The following is a 14,802-nucleotide window of genomic DNA, read 5'->3' as shown; positions in this document are numbered from 1 at the left end:
AAACTGTGACAATTAATGACGAAAAGGATGCTCCACCCGGCGAACTCGGCCCCGTGAAGCGCTTCCGCGAGTCCATCCGGCGCAACCCGATCCTCAACACCGCCTGGCGCGCGGGCGTCTTCGCCGTCGGCGCGACCGTCCTCGCCGGCGGCCTCGTCATGATGGTCACCCCGGGGCCCGGCATCGTCGGGATCATCCTCGGCCTGGCCATCCTCGCCACCGAGTTCGCCTGGGCCCAGACCGCCCTCCACCGCGCCAAGGCCGCCGCCGAACGCGCCAAGGAGAAGGCCCTCGACCCCCGCAAGCGCCGCCGCAACACCGTCCTCGGCGCCACCGGAGGCGTCCTCGCCGGCGCCCTCGTCGTCGGCTACCTCGCCGCCTACGGCTTCGCCCTGCCGTGGAACGTCGAGGACCTCACCTTCTGGAACTGACCGCCGATCACCTAGCGTGATCACATGGATCACGCCCGACACCGGACGGCCCGCGAGCACTGGACGGCCTTCCGGGAGTCCCCGTTCCTCCCCGCCGTCGTCCTGCTGTTCATCCTCGCCGCCGCCGCGGGCCTGTTCGCCGGCTCCTACTGCTACGCCATGGCCAACCCGGCCCCGCGCCACATCCCCGTGGCCGTCACCGGCCACGGGGAGTCCGCCCACCTCGTCCAGGCCCTCGACGCCGGCCTCGACACCTCCCTGTCCGTCCGCCACTACGCCGCCTACGCCTCCGCCCGCGCCGCCGTCGAGGAGCAGCGCGAGTTCGCCATCCTCGTCCTCCAAGGCGACCGGGCCCAGCTGGACGTCGCGGCCGCCGCCGGCGCGTCCGTCTCCCGCCTCCTCGCCCAGGCCGCCCCGATCGCCGGCAAGAAGACCGGCGTGCCCCTCACCGTCCTCGACATCAAGCCGCTCCAGCCCACCGACCCCCAAGGCCTGGCGATCTTCTACATCTCCCTCGCCTCGGTGATCATCGGCTTCGTCGGCGCGATCCAGCTCTCCGTGCACGCCCGCGCCCTCAACGCCGGCGAGCGCATCTGCTTCATCGCCGCCTACGCCGTCCTCGGCGGCTTCGCGATCTGCGCCGTCGTCGACTGGCTCCTCGGCGTCCTCGACCTGCCCTTCCGAGAATCCTGGGCCATCTGCGCGCTCACCATGTTCACCAGCGGCATGGTCTTCACGATGTTCAACACCCTCGTCGGCCGCTGGGCCATGATCCCCACCTGGGGCCTGATGGTCCTGATCGGCAACCCGTCGTCCGGCGGCGCCGTCTCCTGGCCCCTCCTGCCGTCCCCGCTCGGCGTGATCGGCCGCTGGCTCCCGCCCGGCGCGTCCGTGAACGCCCAGCACACGGCGATCTACTTCCACGCCCACCAGCACGCCCTGCCGTTCATCGTCCTGGCCGCCTGGTCCCTCGCCGCCACCGCCGTCTTCCTCATCTGGCGCCACCGCCACCCCGGCGGCCGCGACACCACCCCCGCCCACGCCCGCTGACCGCGCCGCTCGAGGAGCGAGCACCCCCCGACATGCGCTAGAGTTTCCGACGTCGGAACACCCCACACCACGTTCCGCCGGGGCGATTAGCTCAGTGGGAGAGCGCTTCGTTCACACCGAAGAGGTCACTGGTTCGAACCCAGTATCGCCCACAAAACCCCACCTCAGAGGCATGCTCTCACCGAGAGCATGCCTCTTCGTGCATCCAGCCCCCGCCGAAGAGGTCACACGTTGTCCACGCGCTTTTTGCCCTGGTGTCATGGGCTCGCGGGTGCCGCCGGACGTGTTCGTGCTCGTGGTGGGAGGGATCTGGGAGATCACCTACCTCCCACACGCAAGTGAGGTCACAAGTTCCCTTCAACGTCGTTGCTGTCCGTGGTCGTCACCGTAGGTCCCATGTCCCGCTCCGGCTGTGGCCGGCTCCGCGTTATTTGCGATCGATCCCGTGCTTGCTGGAAGGACGTGTTGGCCCTATGGCTCGGGCGCTGGGTGGATGCGGTGCGCCACGCCGTGGCCGCGGGACTATTCGCTTTTGTCCACATCCTCTGGACTAGTCCTACGAGTTGTGCGAAGAGCTCGAGGGAGGCGAGGTGAGATTGAGAGCTACGGAGTTGATCGTGAGGCCGCTGTTGCGGATGTGGTGATGAGTGACGGACGCGGGACCGCAGGCCTGGATGAGCCAGCCGCGCTTTAAGTGCCTGTTCGAAAACCCGCTGCTGGTTGAGGGGTCTGGCGGTCAGGGCAGGGTGAGCGGGAAGGATGCGCGGAGGTTGTGCCCAGGGGTGCGGGCAGCCGTTGCCGGCGCGGCTCGCAAAGATCGGCCGGACCCACCACACGCGGGCGCTCGTCGCGACGGCGCTTGAGCAGGTGATTCCGCTGGCGGTGCCCTCGACGGCGCTCACGCTGGCGTGGGCGCAGGCTCCCCCGGTCGGACGGCAGACCCTGGCCACTCTCGTGGAACAGCGCATCACGCTCTCATTCGCCACGACGTACCCGCCGCCGGCGTCGTCGGCGAGCTCCTCGAACGCTCCTCTGGCCCGCCCGATCTGGTCGCCGCTCACGTCGCCGTGATCGCCGCTGATCGCGGCTGGCCGGTGGTCACCGATCGCGGCCCGAAACTGCGCGCCCTCACGCCCGCCCTCGACGTGGGGTCCCTCCCCTGAGCTCACAGGTTGTTGTGGGTGTCGTGCCTCGGGCGGGTGGGGGTGGCCGGGGCGTTTGCGGTGGGGTTGCTGGGCGGCCGGTGGGGAGTGCGGCGGGAGAGCGGGATGTAGAGGAGCATCAGTGCTCCTGCGGCGAGGAGGGTCAGGCCGGATGGAAGGAGGAAGGCGAAGCGGAGGCCGACGGAGGCGTGGATGTCGAGGCCGGGGGAGCCGTCCAAGCGCATCACTGCGACGGACCAGGTGCCGTGTGTCTTGTTCCAGTTCAGCGTCCGGACGCCTGGTCCTGAGGACGCCGCTACCCAGAACGTCTGGTGCGAGGGTTCGGATACCGCGCGGGGGGCGCCGGGGTGCCGGGTGAAGGCCGCCCGGAACGGAGACAGGTCCGCGGAGGCGAACTCGTCGTGCGCGACGGTGCGCAGGTAGGCCTCGACCTCCTGCTTCGGTCCGATGCCGACGAACAGCCGGGTGCGCGGGTCGGTGGGACGCACGACGATTCGGACCTGCGCCAGTTCTCCCACGTCGGGATTGGGATCCGCCGGACGGGCCGTGTCCGCACTGACATCGATCTCGTCGGTCTTCAGGGCCGCGGTCGGCGTGGTGAAGCGGTGTTCGGCGGTGCCGAAGCGGCCGCCTGAGTCCGCTTGGAACGCGCCGCCGGTGGTGAGGGCGGCGCCGGCCGGCACGGCTATGGCGGCGGTGATGGCGAGTGTGATGCGGACGGGGCGCGAGCCCGCGGGGAGACGAGCCATGCTCTTCCTCCTTTGAGTAGCACAGTCGTGCTAATCGCAAAGTAGCACGACTGTGCTAGAAAGGGGAGATGGTGAAGATGGGTCCCGAACAGCGCAAGGCCGATGTGGTGGAGGCGGTGTGGCGAGTCGTCCGTCGCGACGGTTTGCCGGCGGCCTCGGTCCGCAACGTGGCGCAGGAGGCCGGCCTGTCGATGGGATCGCTGCGGCACTACTTCGCGTCCCAGGCGGAGTTGCTGTCCTTCACCCTGTGTGCGGTCATCGAACGGATCGAGGCGCGGATCGCGGCACTGCCGTCAGAACCCGATCCGCGCCGCCGCGCCGAGCGCGTCCTATTGGAACTGCTGCCGCTGGATCCCGAACGCGCCGCCGAGAACGAGGTGTGGCTGGCCTTCACAGCGCGCGCGCAGGTGGACCCCAAGTTGCGCGCCGTCCATGACCGGGGCTACGACGTCTTACGGAGCGGGTGCCGCCGGCTGGTCGAGGGGCTCGCCGGACAGGTGACGGGTCTGGACGTGGAACTCGAGACCGACCGCCTCCACACGCTGCTCGACGGCCTCGCGGTGCACATCGCCATGCGGCCCGACGCCCTCACGCCCGACCGGGCGAGGCTGATCGTCGCGCGCCACCTGGACGAGCTGATACGGTGAGCGCGCTAAGACCGATCTCTCTCCTCGGTTCCTCGCCGCCCCAGCCCACATCGCCGGCCACGTCCCGGCCAACGATGGCGTGCTGACCTGTACCGGCGCCCCCGCCGCCGTCCTGTAGCAGCGTCTCCGAGGGCAAGAAGATTCGGAGCGCACGGCCGCTTCGCGGCCCGAACACCGGAAGCTCCGCGGCAGCCGATTCCCTCAGCCCGCGACCGGGCCCGGCCACGCCGGGAATCGTCAGGGCTCCACCCCGCACGCGCCCTACCGTAGGACACCGCTCCGTGCTCGGCTCTCCGCGCTTGATCTGCGCGCCTGCGTCGGCGGTCGCGGAATGGCCTAACGCCGGATGATGTCACCCAGCGGGTTCAATACGCAGAACGGCGGTGGTGTCCACGATCTTTACGACCTTGAGGCTCATGGCCTGGTTGATGGTCGCGGCGGGTCCCTCGCCGCAGCTGAGCTCGACACCGCCTCCTTCGTTCGACGACACGCCGCCGCCACCGGAACAGCCCGAAACGCTGTAGCCCGACCCCGTCAGCGGCGCGGCCATCTCGACCCTGCCGTCGGTGATCGCCGTTACCTTGATCGGCCCCAGACCGTCCTTCCCGGCACCATCACCACGTCCCCCACGGCGACCTTGATCTCGCACGTCCCGTCAGCGCACGACCCGGTCGGCGAGGGCGACGCTGACCCGGAACCAGACCCGCCGGGCGCCCGGCCCCTGGCGGGGGACCCGTCCGAAGAATCCGAGGAACACGACGTGACAGCGGCGAACACGCAAGCGGCAACGACGGCGACGACGGCGGTGGATGACGTTCCGGTACGCATCATGGTCGCCATTGAACCCCGCCATCCGCCACGCAGTTGGCACAACGACGCTCCGCGCGAGGCGCCACAGCTTTTCGGTCAGGGACACCTCGAGCATCCGCACCGTGCCCCACTACACCGCCCAGCCTCGTCGACGGCCGCCGCCGCTTGTCCACCTGCTCCAGCGCGACCCGGTCCACGGGCGACCTGAAGACCGGCTGTTGTATCCCGCCCCGCCTCCACCATTACGGGACAGCCTTGGGACCGTCATCTGGAGGTGAGCGCCCGCACTTGATGGCGCCCGCTGCGGTCGCAGAAGTCGATGTCAGCAGGTTCGGGGAACGCGTCAGTTTTCACCGGTCGCGGTGTCTGCGGCGGTGGTGGCGGTGAAGGCGCGGATCAGAGGGTTGGTGTTGGTGGTGTGCCAGGCGAGGGCGAAGCGGGCGGGTGGGGCGTCGCGGACGGGGCGGTAGACCAGGTTGGGCCATGGGTAGAAGTCGGCGTTCTCGGCGGCGAGGGGGATGACGGCCTGTCCGCTGCTGACCACTCTGAGTATGTCGTACCAGCTGGCGACGGTCGGGCCGCGGGGGATCAGGCGGCCCGACGGGGTGCGGAAGGGCTGGAAGGTCTCCTCCATGGACGCCGGAAGTGGCGATGGGGTGGCCATGAAGGTCAGGTCGCCGTAGTCCTCCATGCTGATCGATTCGCGGTCGGCGTACGGGTGGGTGGCGGCCATGGCGAGGACCATTGGTGAGGTGTGGGTGACCGGACCGACGCTGATGTCGGGTTCGCGGACCGGAAGCCACAGGTGGGCCACGTCGATCTCACCGTCGCGTAGCGGGGTGAGCGGGTCGACGGGGTTGAGGTCGCGGTGAACGAGTTCGGCCGCCGGGCGGCGGGCCTGGAACCGTTCGATGATGTCGTTGATCATCCAGGCCTGCGGGCCCATGGTGCCGAGGACGAGGGTGCCGGCGGTCTCACCGGCGGCGGTCGAGACCTTCTCGATCCCGTCGATGATCTCTTGGTAGGCCGGCCGCAGGGCCTGGTAGAGCTGCTCGCCGGCGGGCGCGAGGCGCACGGTGCGGGAGGTGCGCTCGAACAGCGGCGCGCCGATGCGGCGTTCCTGCTGCTTGATGGCGTGGCTGACCCGCGACCGGGTGACGTGCAGCCGTTCCGCGGTGCGTCCGAAGTGCAGCTCCTCGGCCAGCGCCAAGAAGATCTCGATGTCTCGAAGCTCCATCACCCCTCCCTGGTTCGTCAACCTATATGTCACCTGTGGGGTGCCCAAACGCGCACCGGTGGCCTCCTGGTCACCGCTGTGTTGCCGACATCGCCGTTGTTCGGCGGGAGCGGTGCGGCCAGGCTGAAGCCGCTGAACTTCCACCAGGAACGAGGAACCTCCGAACGACCGAGGTTCATAGAAGGGCCCGCCATGCGAATCGACGTACACGCCCATCTGTGGACGGACGGGTACCTCGACCTGCTCGACTCCTATGGCCGCACCGACACCGCCACCCAACGCGGCACCGGCGCCGGTGCCACCGCCCAGGAGCTGGAGGCCCGGTTCGAGCTGAACGACTCGGCCGCCATCACCCATCAGATCCTCTCGATCTCGCCCCAGGTCCCCCATTTCGAGGAACGTGCGCACGCGGTCCATGCCGCCGCCTACGCCAACGATCTGTACGCCGGTGTTGTCGCCGACCATCCCGACCGGTTCTCCGCGTTCGCCGCGCTACCGCTTCCGCATGTCGACGCCGCTTTGACCGAACTCGCCCGTGCCCTCGACGACCTCGACATGGCCGGCGCCGCGGTCACCACCGACGTGCTCGGCGCCAGCCTGGCCGACCCGGCCTTCACCTCGCTGTTCGAAGAACTCGACCGGCGTCACGCCGTCCTGTACGTACACCCTTCCGGCCACGACGCGGGCACCCCGCTCATCGCCGACCACCACATGCGGTGGATGGTCGGCGCCCCGATGGAAGACACCATCGCCGTCATGCACCTCATCCTGGCCGGCATCCCATCCCGCTACCCCAACGTGAGGATCATCAACTCGCATCTGGGGGGAGCACTGCCGATGCTGCTCCGGCGTGCCGACGACCAATACCAGTGGGAGTCGCCCCAAACGCCCGACAAGCCCAGCGCCGCCGCCCGCCGCATGTGGTACGACACCGTCTCCCACGGCCACCTCCCCGCGATTCGCGCCGCCGCCGAAACCTACGGACCCGACCGCCTCCTGCTCGGCACCGACTTCCCCTACCAGAACGGCGACCTGCTCCGCCGCGCCGTCACCTCCATCCACGACGCCCTCCCCGGCCAGGACGCCACCACCGTCCTCGACCGCAACGCCACCGCTCTCCTCAACAAGGCGTAGGGCCTTAGGCGCCCTTGACGAGCAGGCCGAGGTTCGAGTTCTCCCGGGTGTTCGTGGGCGTGAACTAGCACCGCCAGAGGCCAGTCCACCGCCCCCGCCGCCACGCGGGCGGGGTCCCCTACGCCGGGTCGCTGAAGGTCACCGCTCAACCAGCTAGGAGAAACCATGTCGCCACGCCCTCATGCCGTGCTGCCCTGGGTTGTTCGCCGGACTAGGCTGCCTCTGCTGTCGCTGCGATGCGTGGACTGCGGATCGAAGTCGGCCACCACCGGCGACGGCAGGTTCCGCGTCAACGCCAACGGCAAGCTGCTGGACGTGTGGCTGCTGGTCCGCTGCCTGTCCTGCGATCGAACCGGCAAGCTCACCGTGCACGAGCGAACACCGGTCAGATCCCTCGCCCCCGCCGCGCTCGGCGGCTACCACGCAGGCGACCCGGAACTGGTCGCGACCACGCTGCTCGATCCGCTGCTCGCCCGGCGCAACCGCTTCACCCTGGACTGGACAGGCGCCTGGCGGCTGCACACCCCATCGGCATGGCCCGACCAGCCGTGGCCCGTCGAGGTGGAGGTCGTCTTCGACGATCCGGTGCCGGTGCGCCCGGACCGGCTCATCGCGCAAGGGCTCGGCCTCAGCAGGAACGGCGTACGGCACCGCATCAAGAGCGACACCCCGCTGCACCGCCCAACCAGCGCGAGATTCACTTTCACCGTGCTGCCTGGCGCACCAACCGGTTTGGCCCTCGCCGGGTAGTTTGCGGCACCGATGTGGCCAGAGCATCTCGGCTTGATCCCGGGTCAGCAACCCCATGCACCGATCGCATAGCGCACCGATCACCGATGTAGCTGAACGTGAGTAATTCGTTTCCTCTTCGAACTCGGGCTCGCCGATCGGCGCCTTCGCAGTGGTGCGGCCGTATTAATCGCCACTGACAAAGGCCTCGTAAATGACGACTTCGAAGTTTTTCCTGGTAGGCGACGGTCCATCGCGGCCGTCGGCGTGCAGGGCGTCCTACGACAATTGAGGGGGACTGATGGTCACTGTGGATGACAGATTCCGTCGAGCTGAGCCGCCCCGGTCCGATCCCGTGCGGCCGACGAGGCCCGTTTGGTGGACGGTGCGGGCGGTCGTCAGTGTGCACGCGGTCGCGATCTTCGGTCAGCCCGTGTTCGCCGGGGTATTCCTGAGCGGCGACTACGACGGGCTACGCCTGCATGAGGCAGGCGCCAACCTCACCACCTCCCTCGGCTGCATACAGCTGATCGTGGCGATCGTGGTCTGGGTCCGGCTTCGCCTGGTCCAGCCGTTCCTGGCCACGCTGGCCGTGGTGGTGGCCGAGACGGTGCAGTACTTCGCCGGGATGGCAGGCGCGTTGTGGCTGCACCTCCCGCTGGGTGTGGCGACGGTGACCGGGGTCGTCGTGCAGTTCATCTCGGTGTGGCGGCGCTCGCCCTCGCCGCGAACGATGCGGGCCCTGGGAGAGGAGGTCGGCGATGCCTGAGCAGGGCTTGACCAGGCGCCGGGTACTGGGTGTCGGCGGGACGCTCGGCGCGGTGGCGGTGACCGGGCTGGCGGCCTCGGCCAAGCTGTCGCGGCACCCGGCGACGACCGGTGAACAGTTGCGCAGCGGCGTGCCGCTGCCGCCCGCGTTCCAGGTGCCGCTGCCGGTCCCCGCGGTGGCGAAGCCGGTCAGCACGTCGGGGGGTGTGGACCGCTACGAGATCGCCCAGCGTGAGATGACCCTGGAGATACTGCCCGGCGTCAGGACCTCGGCGTGGACCTATGGTGGAACGTTCCCGGGACCGACGATCGAAGCGCGCCGCGGCCGGCCGGTCACCGTGACGCACCGCAACGAGCTGCCCGTGCCGACCGTCGTGCACCTGCACGGCGGACACACCCCGGCGGTCTCCGACGGCTACCCCACCGACCTCGTCCTTCCCGACGGCTGGCGGGAACCAGCCCCCATGACGCACGGCATGGCGGGGATGGGCGGGATGGACGATCCGCGGGCGGTGAAGTCCACGCTGACGCGCGACTACACCTTCCCGATGAACCAGCGGCCGACGCTGCTGTGGTACCACGACCACCGGATGGACTTCACCGCTCCCGCGATCTGGCGCGGCCTGGCCGGACTGCACATCATCCGCGACGACGCCGAGGCATCGCTCGGCCTGCCCGCCGGGTCACGCGAGCTGCCGCTGATGATCACCGACCGGGCGTTCGACGAACACGGCGAGCTCACCTACCCCGCGCTCGACGGCACGTTGCGCGAACATCCCGGCGTCCGCGCGGCCTATCTGGGCGGCGTCCTGGGTGACGTGATCCTGGTCAACGGCGCGCCCTGGCCCGTCCATGAGGTCGAAGGCGCCCGCTACCGGCTGCGGATCCTCAACGCCTCCAACGCCCGCCACTACGACCTCCAAGCGATCACCGACGAAGGGCGGCAGCTCGACCTCGTTCAGGTCGGCGCCGACCAGGGCCTGCTGGCCGCGCCCGTCACCCACCGGAGCCTGCCGATGGGACCGGCCGAACGCTACGACGTGGTCATCGACTTCGCGAAGATCCCCGTCGGCGGCCGCGTCCGCATCGTCAACCGGCTCGGCACGGGCCGCACCCGCGACGTCATGGCCTTCCGCGTCACGCGCAAGACCACCGACGACACCCGCATCCCCCGCAGGCTCTCGACCGATCTGCCGGACTGGCGCCGCTCGGACGCCGTCCGGACGCGTGATCTCTCCTTCCGCGCCGGCCGGACGCACGGCCGGCACGGCTGGCTGATCGGCGGGAAGGCGTTCGACCCGGACCGCGCCGACGTCACCACCCGGCTCGGGGACGTCGAGGTCTGGCGGCTGATCGCCGACGTCCACCACCCCGTCCACCTGCACCTGGTCGGCTTCCGGGTGCTGTCGCGCGGCGGCAAGGCCCCGCGGCCCCACGACGCGGGTCTCAAAGACACCATCTCGCTACGGCCCGGCGAAGCGGCCGAGATCATCACCCGTTTCGACGGCTACCGGGGCCGCTACCTGTTCCACTGCCACAACGCCGAACACGAGGACATGGGAATGATGGCCAACATCGAGGTCATCTGACCACACTAAATGAAAGGAATGGATCGCGATGTCCAAGCAATGCGAGGCGGACGAAACCGACCTCAGAAAGCATATGGACAGGCTAGTGCAAGGTGTCCAGGGCAAAGGGTATCGAGAGCCTGAGGCGGCTCTACGCCACGGATGTCGTCTCCCTCGACGTCGAGCCGCCGCAGGTCACCGTGGGCGGGGATGTGGCGTTCGGGTATTGCTTCGGCCGACATCCCGAGCGGCAATGGAGTCACCGACCTCCGGCCCTGGCCGATCCCGGAGACCTCGGAACACCCCTGCCGGCGCGCGGTGTCGACCACGACGCCGCGCGCCAGCAGGCGCAAGCGGCCAGAAGCGACAAAATGACTACCACGGCCGGCGTCGGCGACTACGCCTCCGGCCCGGCCCGACCCGGATCGGCTTCGCCGCACGGCACACCACCGGCCCCCTGGCTCGCGGTCCTCGCCGCCATCCACCCGCCACGGTACGGAAGGGCTCAATGTGTGATGTAGACCACGTCCTGTCACGTGGCCGCGATCCCCGGTGTCCTGAGGGCATGACTCAACACAACGCACTTCACAAGGTCGTGGTCATCGGCGGCGGGTACGCGGGAACGGTCGCGGCCAACCACCTGCGGTTGCGCGACGACGTCGACATCACCCTGGTCAACTCCCGTCCGACATTCGTCGAACGGATCCGGCTGCACCAGTTCGTGGCCGGCGATTACGACGCCTCGGTCGACTACGGCACCCTGCTCGGCGACGGCATCAAGCTGGTGGTCGACAACGCCACCCGTATCGACACCGCCTCCCGCACGGTGGAGCTGGCCTCGGGCGCTGCGCTGGACTACGACTACGTCGTCTACGCGGTCGGCAGCACCGGCGCGGTCCCCTCCTCCGTGCCGGGCGCGGCCGAATTCGCCTACTCCATCGCCGAGCTCGAGTCCGCCGAGCGGCTGCGCGCCAGGCTGGCGGAGCTGCCGGCCGATGCCGCGATCACCGTGGTCGGCGGCGGGCTGACCGGCATCGAGACTGCCGCGGAGCTCGCCGAACAAGGGCGCAAGGTCACTCTGGTCGCCGGGCGAACCCTGGCCCCGACCCTCAGCGCTCCTGGCCGCCGATCCATCGCGACGTGGCTGTCGGAGAACGGTGTCACTGTGGAGTACAGCGCGGTGGCTGAGGTCCGGCGAGACGCGGTCGTCCTCACCGATAGAGCGGTACGGCACAGCGCCCTCACCATCTGGACGGCGGGCTTCGGCGTCCCGGCCCTGGCGGCGGCCAGCGGATTGCGCGTGGACGAGCTGGGTCGGCTGCTCACCGACGAAGCGCTCGCCAGCGTCGATGACGACCGCATCGTCGCGGCGGGTGACGCCGGTTCACCGTCGGGCCGGCCGCTGCGGATGAGCTGCCAGGCCGCGATACCGCTCGGCGTGCAGGCCGCCGACACCGTGCTGAGCCGCATCGCGGGAACCGCGCCGCCGGTGCTCGACCAGGGCTTCAAAGGAGTGCTCATCAGCCTGGGCCGGCATGCCGGTATAAGGCAGCTCGTCCAAGCGGATGACACCCCCTTGGACACCTACGTCGACGGGCACGAGGGCGCGCAGATGAAGGAGGAGCAGTGCCGCCAGACGGTGATGGGCATCGGCATGGAGGCACGCAACCCGGGCACCATCGTGTGGTACAAGCCGGGACCGCGGCTCGAGCAGATGGCGACGGCCCGATGACCACCGACGAGCATGCCGAGCGGTTCACCCTGCTGCGGCCGCTGCTGTTCACCATCGCCTACGAGATCCTCGGTTCGGCGACCGAATCCGACGACGTGCTGCAGGACAGCTACCTGCGGTGGGCCAAGGTGGACCTCGCGACGGTCCGGGACACCAGGTCGTACCTGGCGCGCCTGGTAACCCGTCAGGCGCTCAACGCCCTGCGTGCCAGCGCGCGCCGGCGCGAGGAGTACGTCGGCTCCTGGCTGCCCGAGCCGCTGCTACTGGAGGAGAACGACGCGTCGGCCGATGTGGTGCTCGCCGAGTCGGTGTCGATGGCGATGCTGGTGCTGCTCGAAACGCTCACCCCCGACGAGCGCGCGGTTTTCGTGCTACGCGAGGTGTTCGGGTTCGACTACGACGAGATCGCCGCAGCGGTGGGCAAGTCCGCGGTTACGGTGCGCCAGATGGCGCACCGCGCCCGCGGGCACGTACACGCGCGGCGCAGGCGTTTCGCCCCCGTCGGCGCTGGGACGACCACGCGGATCACCGAGCAGTTCATGTCCGCGGCGGCGACCGGTGACCTGCAGGAGCTGCTCTCGCTGCTCGCGCCGGACGCAACCTGGACCGCCGACGGCGGCGGCAAGGTCACCGCGGTGCGCCAGCCGGTGGTGGGCGCGGCAAAAGTGGCCGCGCTCGCCATGGAACTGTTCCGCGCGGGACGAGTGCCGGACTTGCGGATCGAGATGGTCAACTGCAACAACACACCCGCGATGGCCGCCTACAGCGGCGACCGCCTGGAGGGCGTCTTCCTGGCCGACGTCGTCGACGAGAAGATCACCCACTTCTACGCCATCCGCAACCCGGACAAACTCCTCGCACTGACTTCGCCACGTCAGATCAGCCGGTAGGAGTCGGCAAAGCCGCAGCGCAGTAGGCAGATCCGCGCGGGGGACCTCGTCCCGGACATTCATCGAGAACGCCACAACACACTGCTCCGGCATAGGCCCCTCCAACGAAAACAAATGAACAGCCGGCTGAGCGCGCAGGGTAATAGTCGGGTTCCTGATGCTGAACAGCGGCCCTCGACTCCAGGGCCTGGGAGCGGTGCGACCGGGCCCCAGGGGCCAATTCACTGCTCTGTCCGTCGCGCCCTCCGGCAGCCCCGACCGGCCGTATCAGACGACCCGCGCCCATGTGCTCGAGGTGCTCCCCGACAAGGCGCCGAACGCGCACAAGGCGTTCCTGTGGCTGGGCATCTCATGCGTCATCGCCGGCGGCGACGAGCCGAGCGTGGTCATCGCCCCGGCCGCCGACGGCTCCGCTGAGGCCCCGACGCTGTTCGAGAGGGCCGGCCGCACCGCCGGCGACCCGCGCGACTTCAGACTGCAGACGGCCGAGGCCCAGGACGGCGGCAGCGTGGGGTGCGTGCGGTACGCGGTCATGACGATCCTGAACGAGACCTACACCCTGTCCAACTCTTCCAGCGGTGCAACGCCGCCGGATCCGGGTGTGGGCCGACATCGCGCGGGTCAAGGAGCTGATCGGCGTGCTGCCCGACTGGCTGTCCATGCCCGAACGGCTGACCGGTTGCGAACTGTTGCGCTTCACCGGCCTGTTGCGCGACATGGATCTCCGCAGTCTCGGCGGCGTTTCCCAGGACCGGCATCGAGTAAGGGTTATAGAGCTACTATGATCATTACCTGGAGGTGTCGTGAAGATTCCCATTGATGACTACAGCTGGGGGATGGTGGTCGCCAACGACCTGGTCGCCACCTCACCCACCGTGCGGACCAGCGGAGACGCGCTGCCCGATCCGATCGCGCTGGTGGCCTTCCTCGCCGAGCACCGGCTGCGACACGACGGCCCGCTCACCGATGAGGACGTCCGGCAGGTGCACTTCCTGCGCCGTGAGGTGCGGGGGATCATCGAGACCGAGACCGCCGACCAGGCGGTCGCGGGCGCGACCGTGCTGATCCGCCGCGCCGGGCTGGCCCCGACGCTGGAACGGCGGGACACGGGCCGTTGGGAATGGCTGATCCCCATCGCGCCGGGAGCCGGCCTAGCCGACGAACTCGCCACGCTTGTCGCCATCGGCATTATGGGCGTCGTGCGAACGCTGGGGCACGGGCGTTTCCGTTCGTGTGCGGCCCCTGGCTGCCGAGGGGTGTTCGTCGACATCAGCCGGGCCGGAAGGCGCCTCTACTGCATGCCCGACCTGTGCGGCAACCGCGTCAACGTCGCCAACCACCGCGCACGCCACCATGAAAGGGGCCTGATCCGATGAGCACTTCCCTGCTGCAGGGGGCCGTCCGCCTGCCCGACGGCACCTACATCCGCGGCCGCGGCCTGCGCCGTCCGCTGCCCGAAGGGCCCACGCCCGACGTCGGCCTCTACCTCGGGTCCGGCCGGTTGCGCGGCCGCCACGAGGCCGCGCTGTCCTGGCCCCACGTCTGGATCGACTGGCCCGACTTCCTGCTGCCCCGCGACTCCGACGTGGCAGTCCGGCAGATCCATCACCTGCATGAACAGGCGCGTTCCGGTCTGTCGGCCGAGGTCGCGTGCGGCGGCGGCGTCGGCCGCACGGGCACGGTCATCGCCTGCCTGGCCATCCTGTCCGGGGTGGACGCCGCCGTCGCGACCGACTGGGCCCGCGCGCACCATCACCCCAAAGCCGTGGAAACCCCCTGGCAGCGCCGATGGGTGAGCCGTTTCCCGCAGGTCGTCCCCGACCGCTGACAAGGCCTCGGCCACGGTCCGCGTTTCCGGGCCCGGGCGGCAAACAGGCGCGCCGCTCCGGTCTGT

General features: G+C 69.4%; 17 protein-coding genes and 1 tRNA gene. 14 read left to right on the top strand and 4 right to left on the bottom strand.

Annotation, left to right across the window (positions count from 1 at the left end; translation table 11 throughout):
* Positions 1-53 precede the first annotated feature (53 nt).
* From AB0C78_RS40955 to AB0C78_RS40940, 4 genes are all read left to right on the top strand, one after another.
* Positions 54-431: a PGPGW domain-containing protein gene (locus AB0C78_RS40955; RefSeq protein ID WP_225991816.1), complete on the top strand. Its 378-nt coding sequence runs from the start codon at positions 54-56 to the stop codon at positions 429-431.
* 24 nt (positions 432-455) lie between these two features.
* A complete protein-coding gene (locus AB0C78_RS40950) occupies positions 456-1,481 on the top strand; it encodes an ABC transporter permease (protein WP_360758971.1) in 1,026 nt (341 codons plus the stop codon).
* Between the two features lie 80 nt (positions 1,482-1,561).
* Positions 1,562-1,633: transfer RNA gene (locus tag AB0C78_RS40945), tRNA-Val, on the top strand.
* 643 nt (positions 1,634-2,276) lie between these two features.
* On the top strand, positions 2,277-2,552 hold the full coding sequence (locus AB0C78_RS40940) for a hypothetical protein (protein WP_360758969.1): 276 nt from the start codon (positions 2,277-2,279) through the stop codon (positions 2,550-2,552).
* Positions 2,553-2,646: 94 nt separating this feature from the next.
* Here AB0C78_RS40940 and AB0C78_RS40935 read toward each other — a convergent pair whose 3' ends face one another.
* Positions 2,647-3,393, bottom strand: a complete 747-nt coding sequence (locus AB0C78_RS40935; protein WP_360758967.1) for a hypothetical protein — start codon at positions 3,391-3,393, stop codon at positions 2,647-2,649.
* A 68-nt stretch (positions 3,394-3,461) separates the two neighbouring features.
* Between AB0C78_RS40935 and AB0C78_RS40930 the strand changes: the two genes are divergently transcribed.
* A complete protein-coding gene (locus AB0C78_RS40930) occupies positions 3,462-4,040 on the top strand; it encodes a TetR family transcriptional regulator C-terminal domain-containing protein (protein ID WP_360758965.1) in 579 nt (192 codons plus the stop codon).
* Positions 4,041-4,392: 352 nt separating this feature from the next.
* Here AB0C78_RS40930 and AB0C78_RS40925 read toward each other — a convergent pair whose 3' ends face one another.
* The 3 genes from AB0C78_RS40925 to AB0C78_RS40915 all read right to left on the bottom strand — a co-directional run bounded on the left by AB0C78_RS40925 (position 4,393) and on the right by AB0C78_RS40915 (position 6,087).
* Positions 4,393-4,590 (bottom strand): hypothetical protein, encoded by a 198-nt coding sequence (locus AB0C78_RS40925; protein WP_360758963.1) that lies wholly within the window; start codon positions 4,588-4,590, stop codon positions 4,393-4,395.
* Between the two features lie 105 nt (positions 4,591-4,695).
* The gene (locus AB0C78_RS40920; RefSeq protein ID WP_360758961.1) at positions 4,696-4,971 is read right to left on the bottom strand and encodes a hypothetical protein; all 276 of its coding nucleotides are present in this window, start codon (positions 4,969-4,971) and stop codon (positions 4,696-4,698) included.
* 222 nt (positions 4,972-5,193) lie between these two features.
* On the bottom strand, positions 5,194-6,087 hold the full coding sequence (locus AB0C78_RS40915; protein ID WP_360758959.1) for a LysR family transcriptional regulator: 894 nt from the start codon (positions 6,085-6,087) through the stop codon (positions 5,194-5,196).
* A 192-nt stretch (positions 6,088-6,279) separates the two neighbouring features.
* On the opposite strand from AB0C78_RS40915, the gene AB0C78_RS40910 reads away from it, so the two are divergent.
* The 9 genes from AB0C78_RS40910 (at position 6,280) to AB0C78_RS40870 (ending at position 14,736) form a co-directional block, all read left to right on the top strand.
* Positions 6,280-7,221 carry an amidohydrolase family protein gene (locus AB0C78_RS40910; protein WP_360758957.1) on the top strand — a complete coding sequence of 314 codons (942 nt, stop codon included), beginning with the start codon at positions 6,280-6,282 and terminating at the stop codon, positions 7,219-7,221.
* 240 nt (positions 7,222-7,461) lie between these two features.
* Positions 7,462-7,971, top strand: coding sequence for a DUF1062 domain-containing protein (locus AB0C78_RS40905; protein ID WP_360758955.1), 510 nt, complete (start codon positions 7,462-7,464; stop codon positions 7,969-7,971).
* A gap of 364 nt (positions 7,972-8,335) precedes the next feature.
* Positions 8,336-8,719 carry a hypothetical protein gene (locus AB0C78_RS40900; protein WP_360758953.1) on the top strand — a complete coding sequence of 128 codons (384 nt, stop codon included), beginning with the start codon at positions 8,336-8,338 and terminating at the stop codon, positions 8,717-8,719.
* Positions 8,712-10,307, top strand: coding sequence for a multicopper oxidase family protein (locus tag AB0C78_RS40895; protein ID WP_360758951.1), 1,596 nt, complete (start codon positions 8,712-8,714; stop codon positions 10,305-10,307). The genes AB0C78_RS40900 and AB0C78_RS40895 overlap by 8 nt, the downstream gene beginning before the upstream one ends.
* Before the next feature lie 544 nt (positions 10,308-10,851).
* The gene (locus tag AB0C78_RS40890; RefSeq protein ID WP_360758949.1) at positions 10,852-12,018 is read left to right on the top strand and encodes an FAD-dependent oxidoreductase; all 1,167 of its coding nucleotides are present in this window, start codon (positions 10,852-10,854) and stop codon (positions 12,016-12,018) included.
* Complete coding sequence (gene sigJ, locus AB0C78_RS40885) at positions 12,015-12,908, top strand: RNA polymerase sigma factor SigJ (RefSeq protein ID WP_360758947.1); 894 nt, start codon at positions 12,015-12,017, stop codon at positions 12,906-12,908. Before AB0C78_RS40890 ends, sigJ begins: the two co-directional genes overlap by 4 nt.
* Positions 12,909-13,486: 578 nt before the next feature.
* A complete protein-coding gene (locus AB0C78_RS40880) occupies positions 13,487-13,693 on the top strand; it encodes a hypothetical protein (protein WP_360758945.1) in 207 nt (68 codons plus the stop codon).
* 18 nt (positions 13,694-13,711) lie between these two features.
* Positions 13,712-14,284, top strand: coding sequence for a CGNR zinc finger domain-containing protein (locus AB0C78_RS40875; protein ID WP_360758943.1), 573 nt, complete (start codon positions 13,712-13,714; stop codon positions 14,282-14,284).
* Positions 14,281-14,736, top strand: coding sequence for a protein-tyrosine phosphatase family protein (locus AB0C78_RS40870; RefSeq protein ID WP_360758941.1), 456 nt, complete (start codon positions 14,281-14,283; stop codon positions 14,734-14,736). Before AB0C78_RS40875 ends, AB0C78_RS40870 begins: the two co-directional genes overlap by 4 nt.
* The last annotated feature ends 66 nt before the right edge of the window (positions 14,737-14,802 follow it).

The organism is Actinomadura sp. NPDC048394 (assembly GCF_040651755.1).
In the GTDB taxonomy this organism is placed as follows: domain Bacteria; phylum Actinomycetota; class Actinomycetes; order Streptosporangiales; family Streptosporangiaceae; genus Spirillospora; species Spirillospora montaniterrae.
Note: the sequence above shows the minus strand (reverse complement) of the source record. Positions and strands in the feature narration are given on the sequence as shown.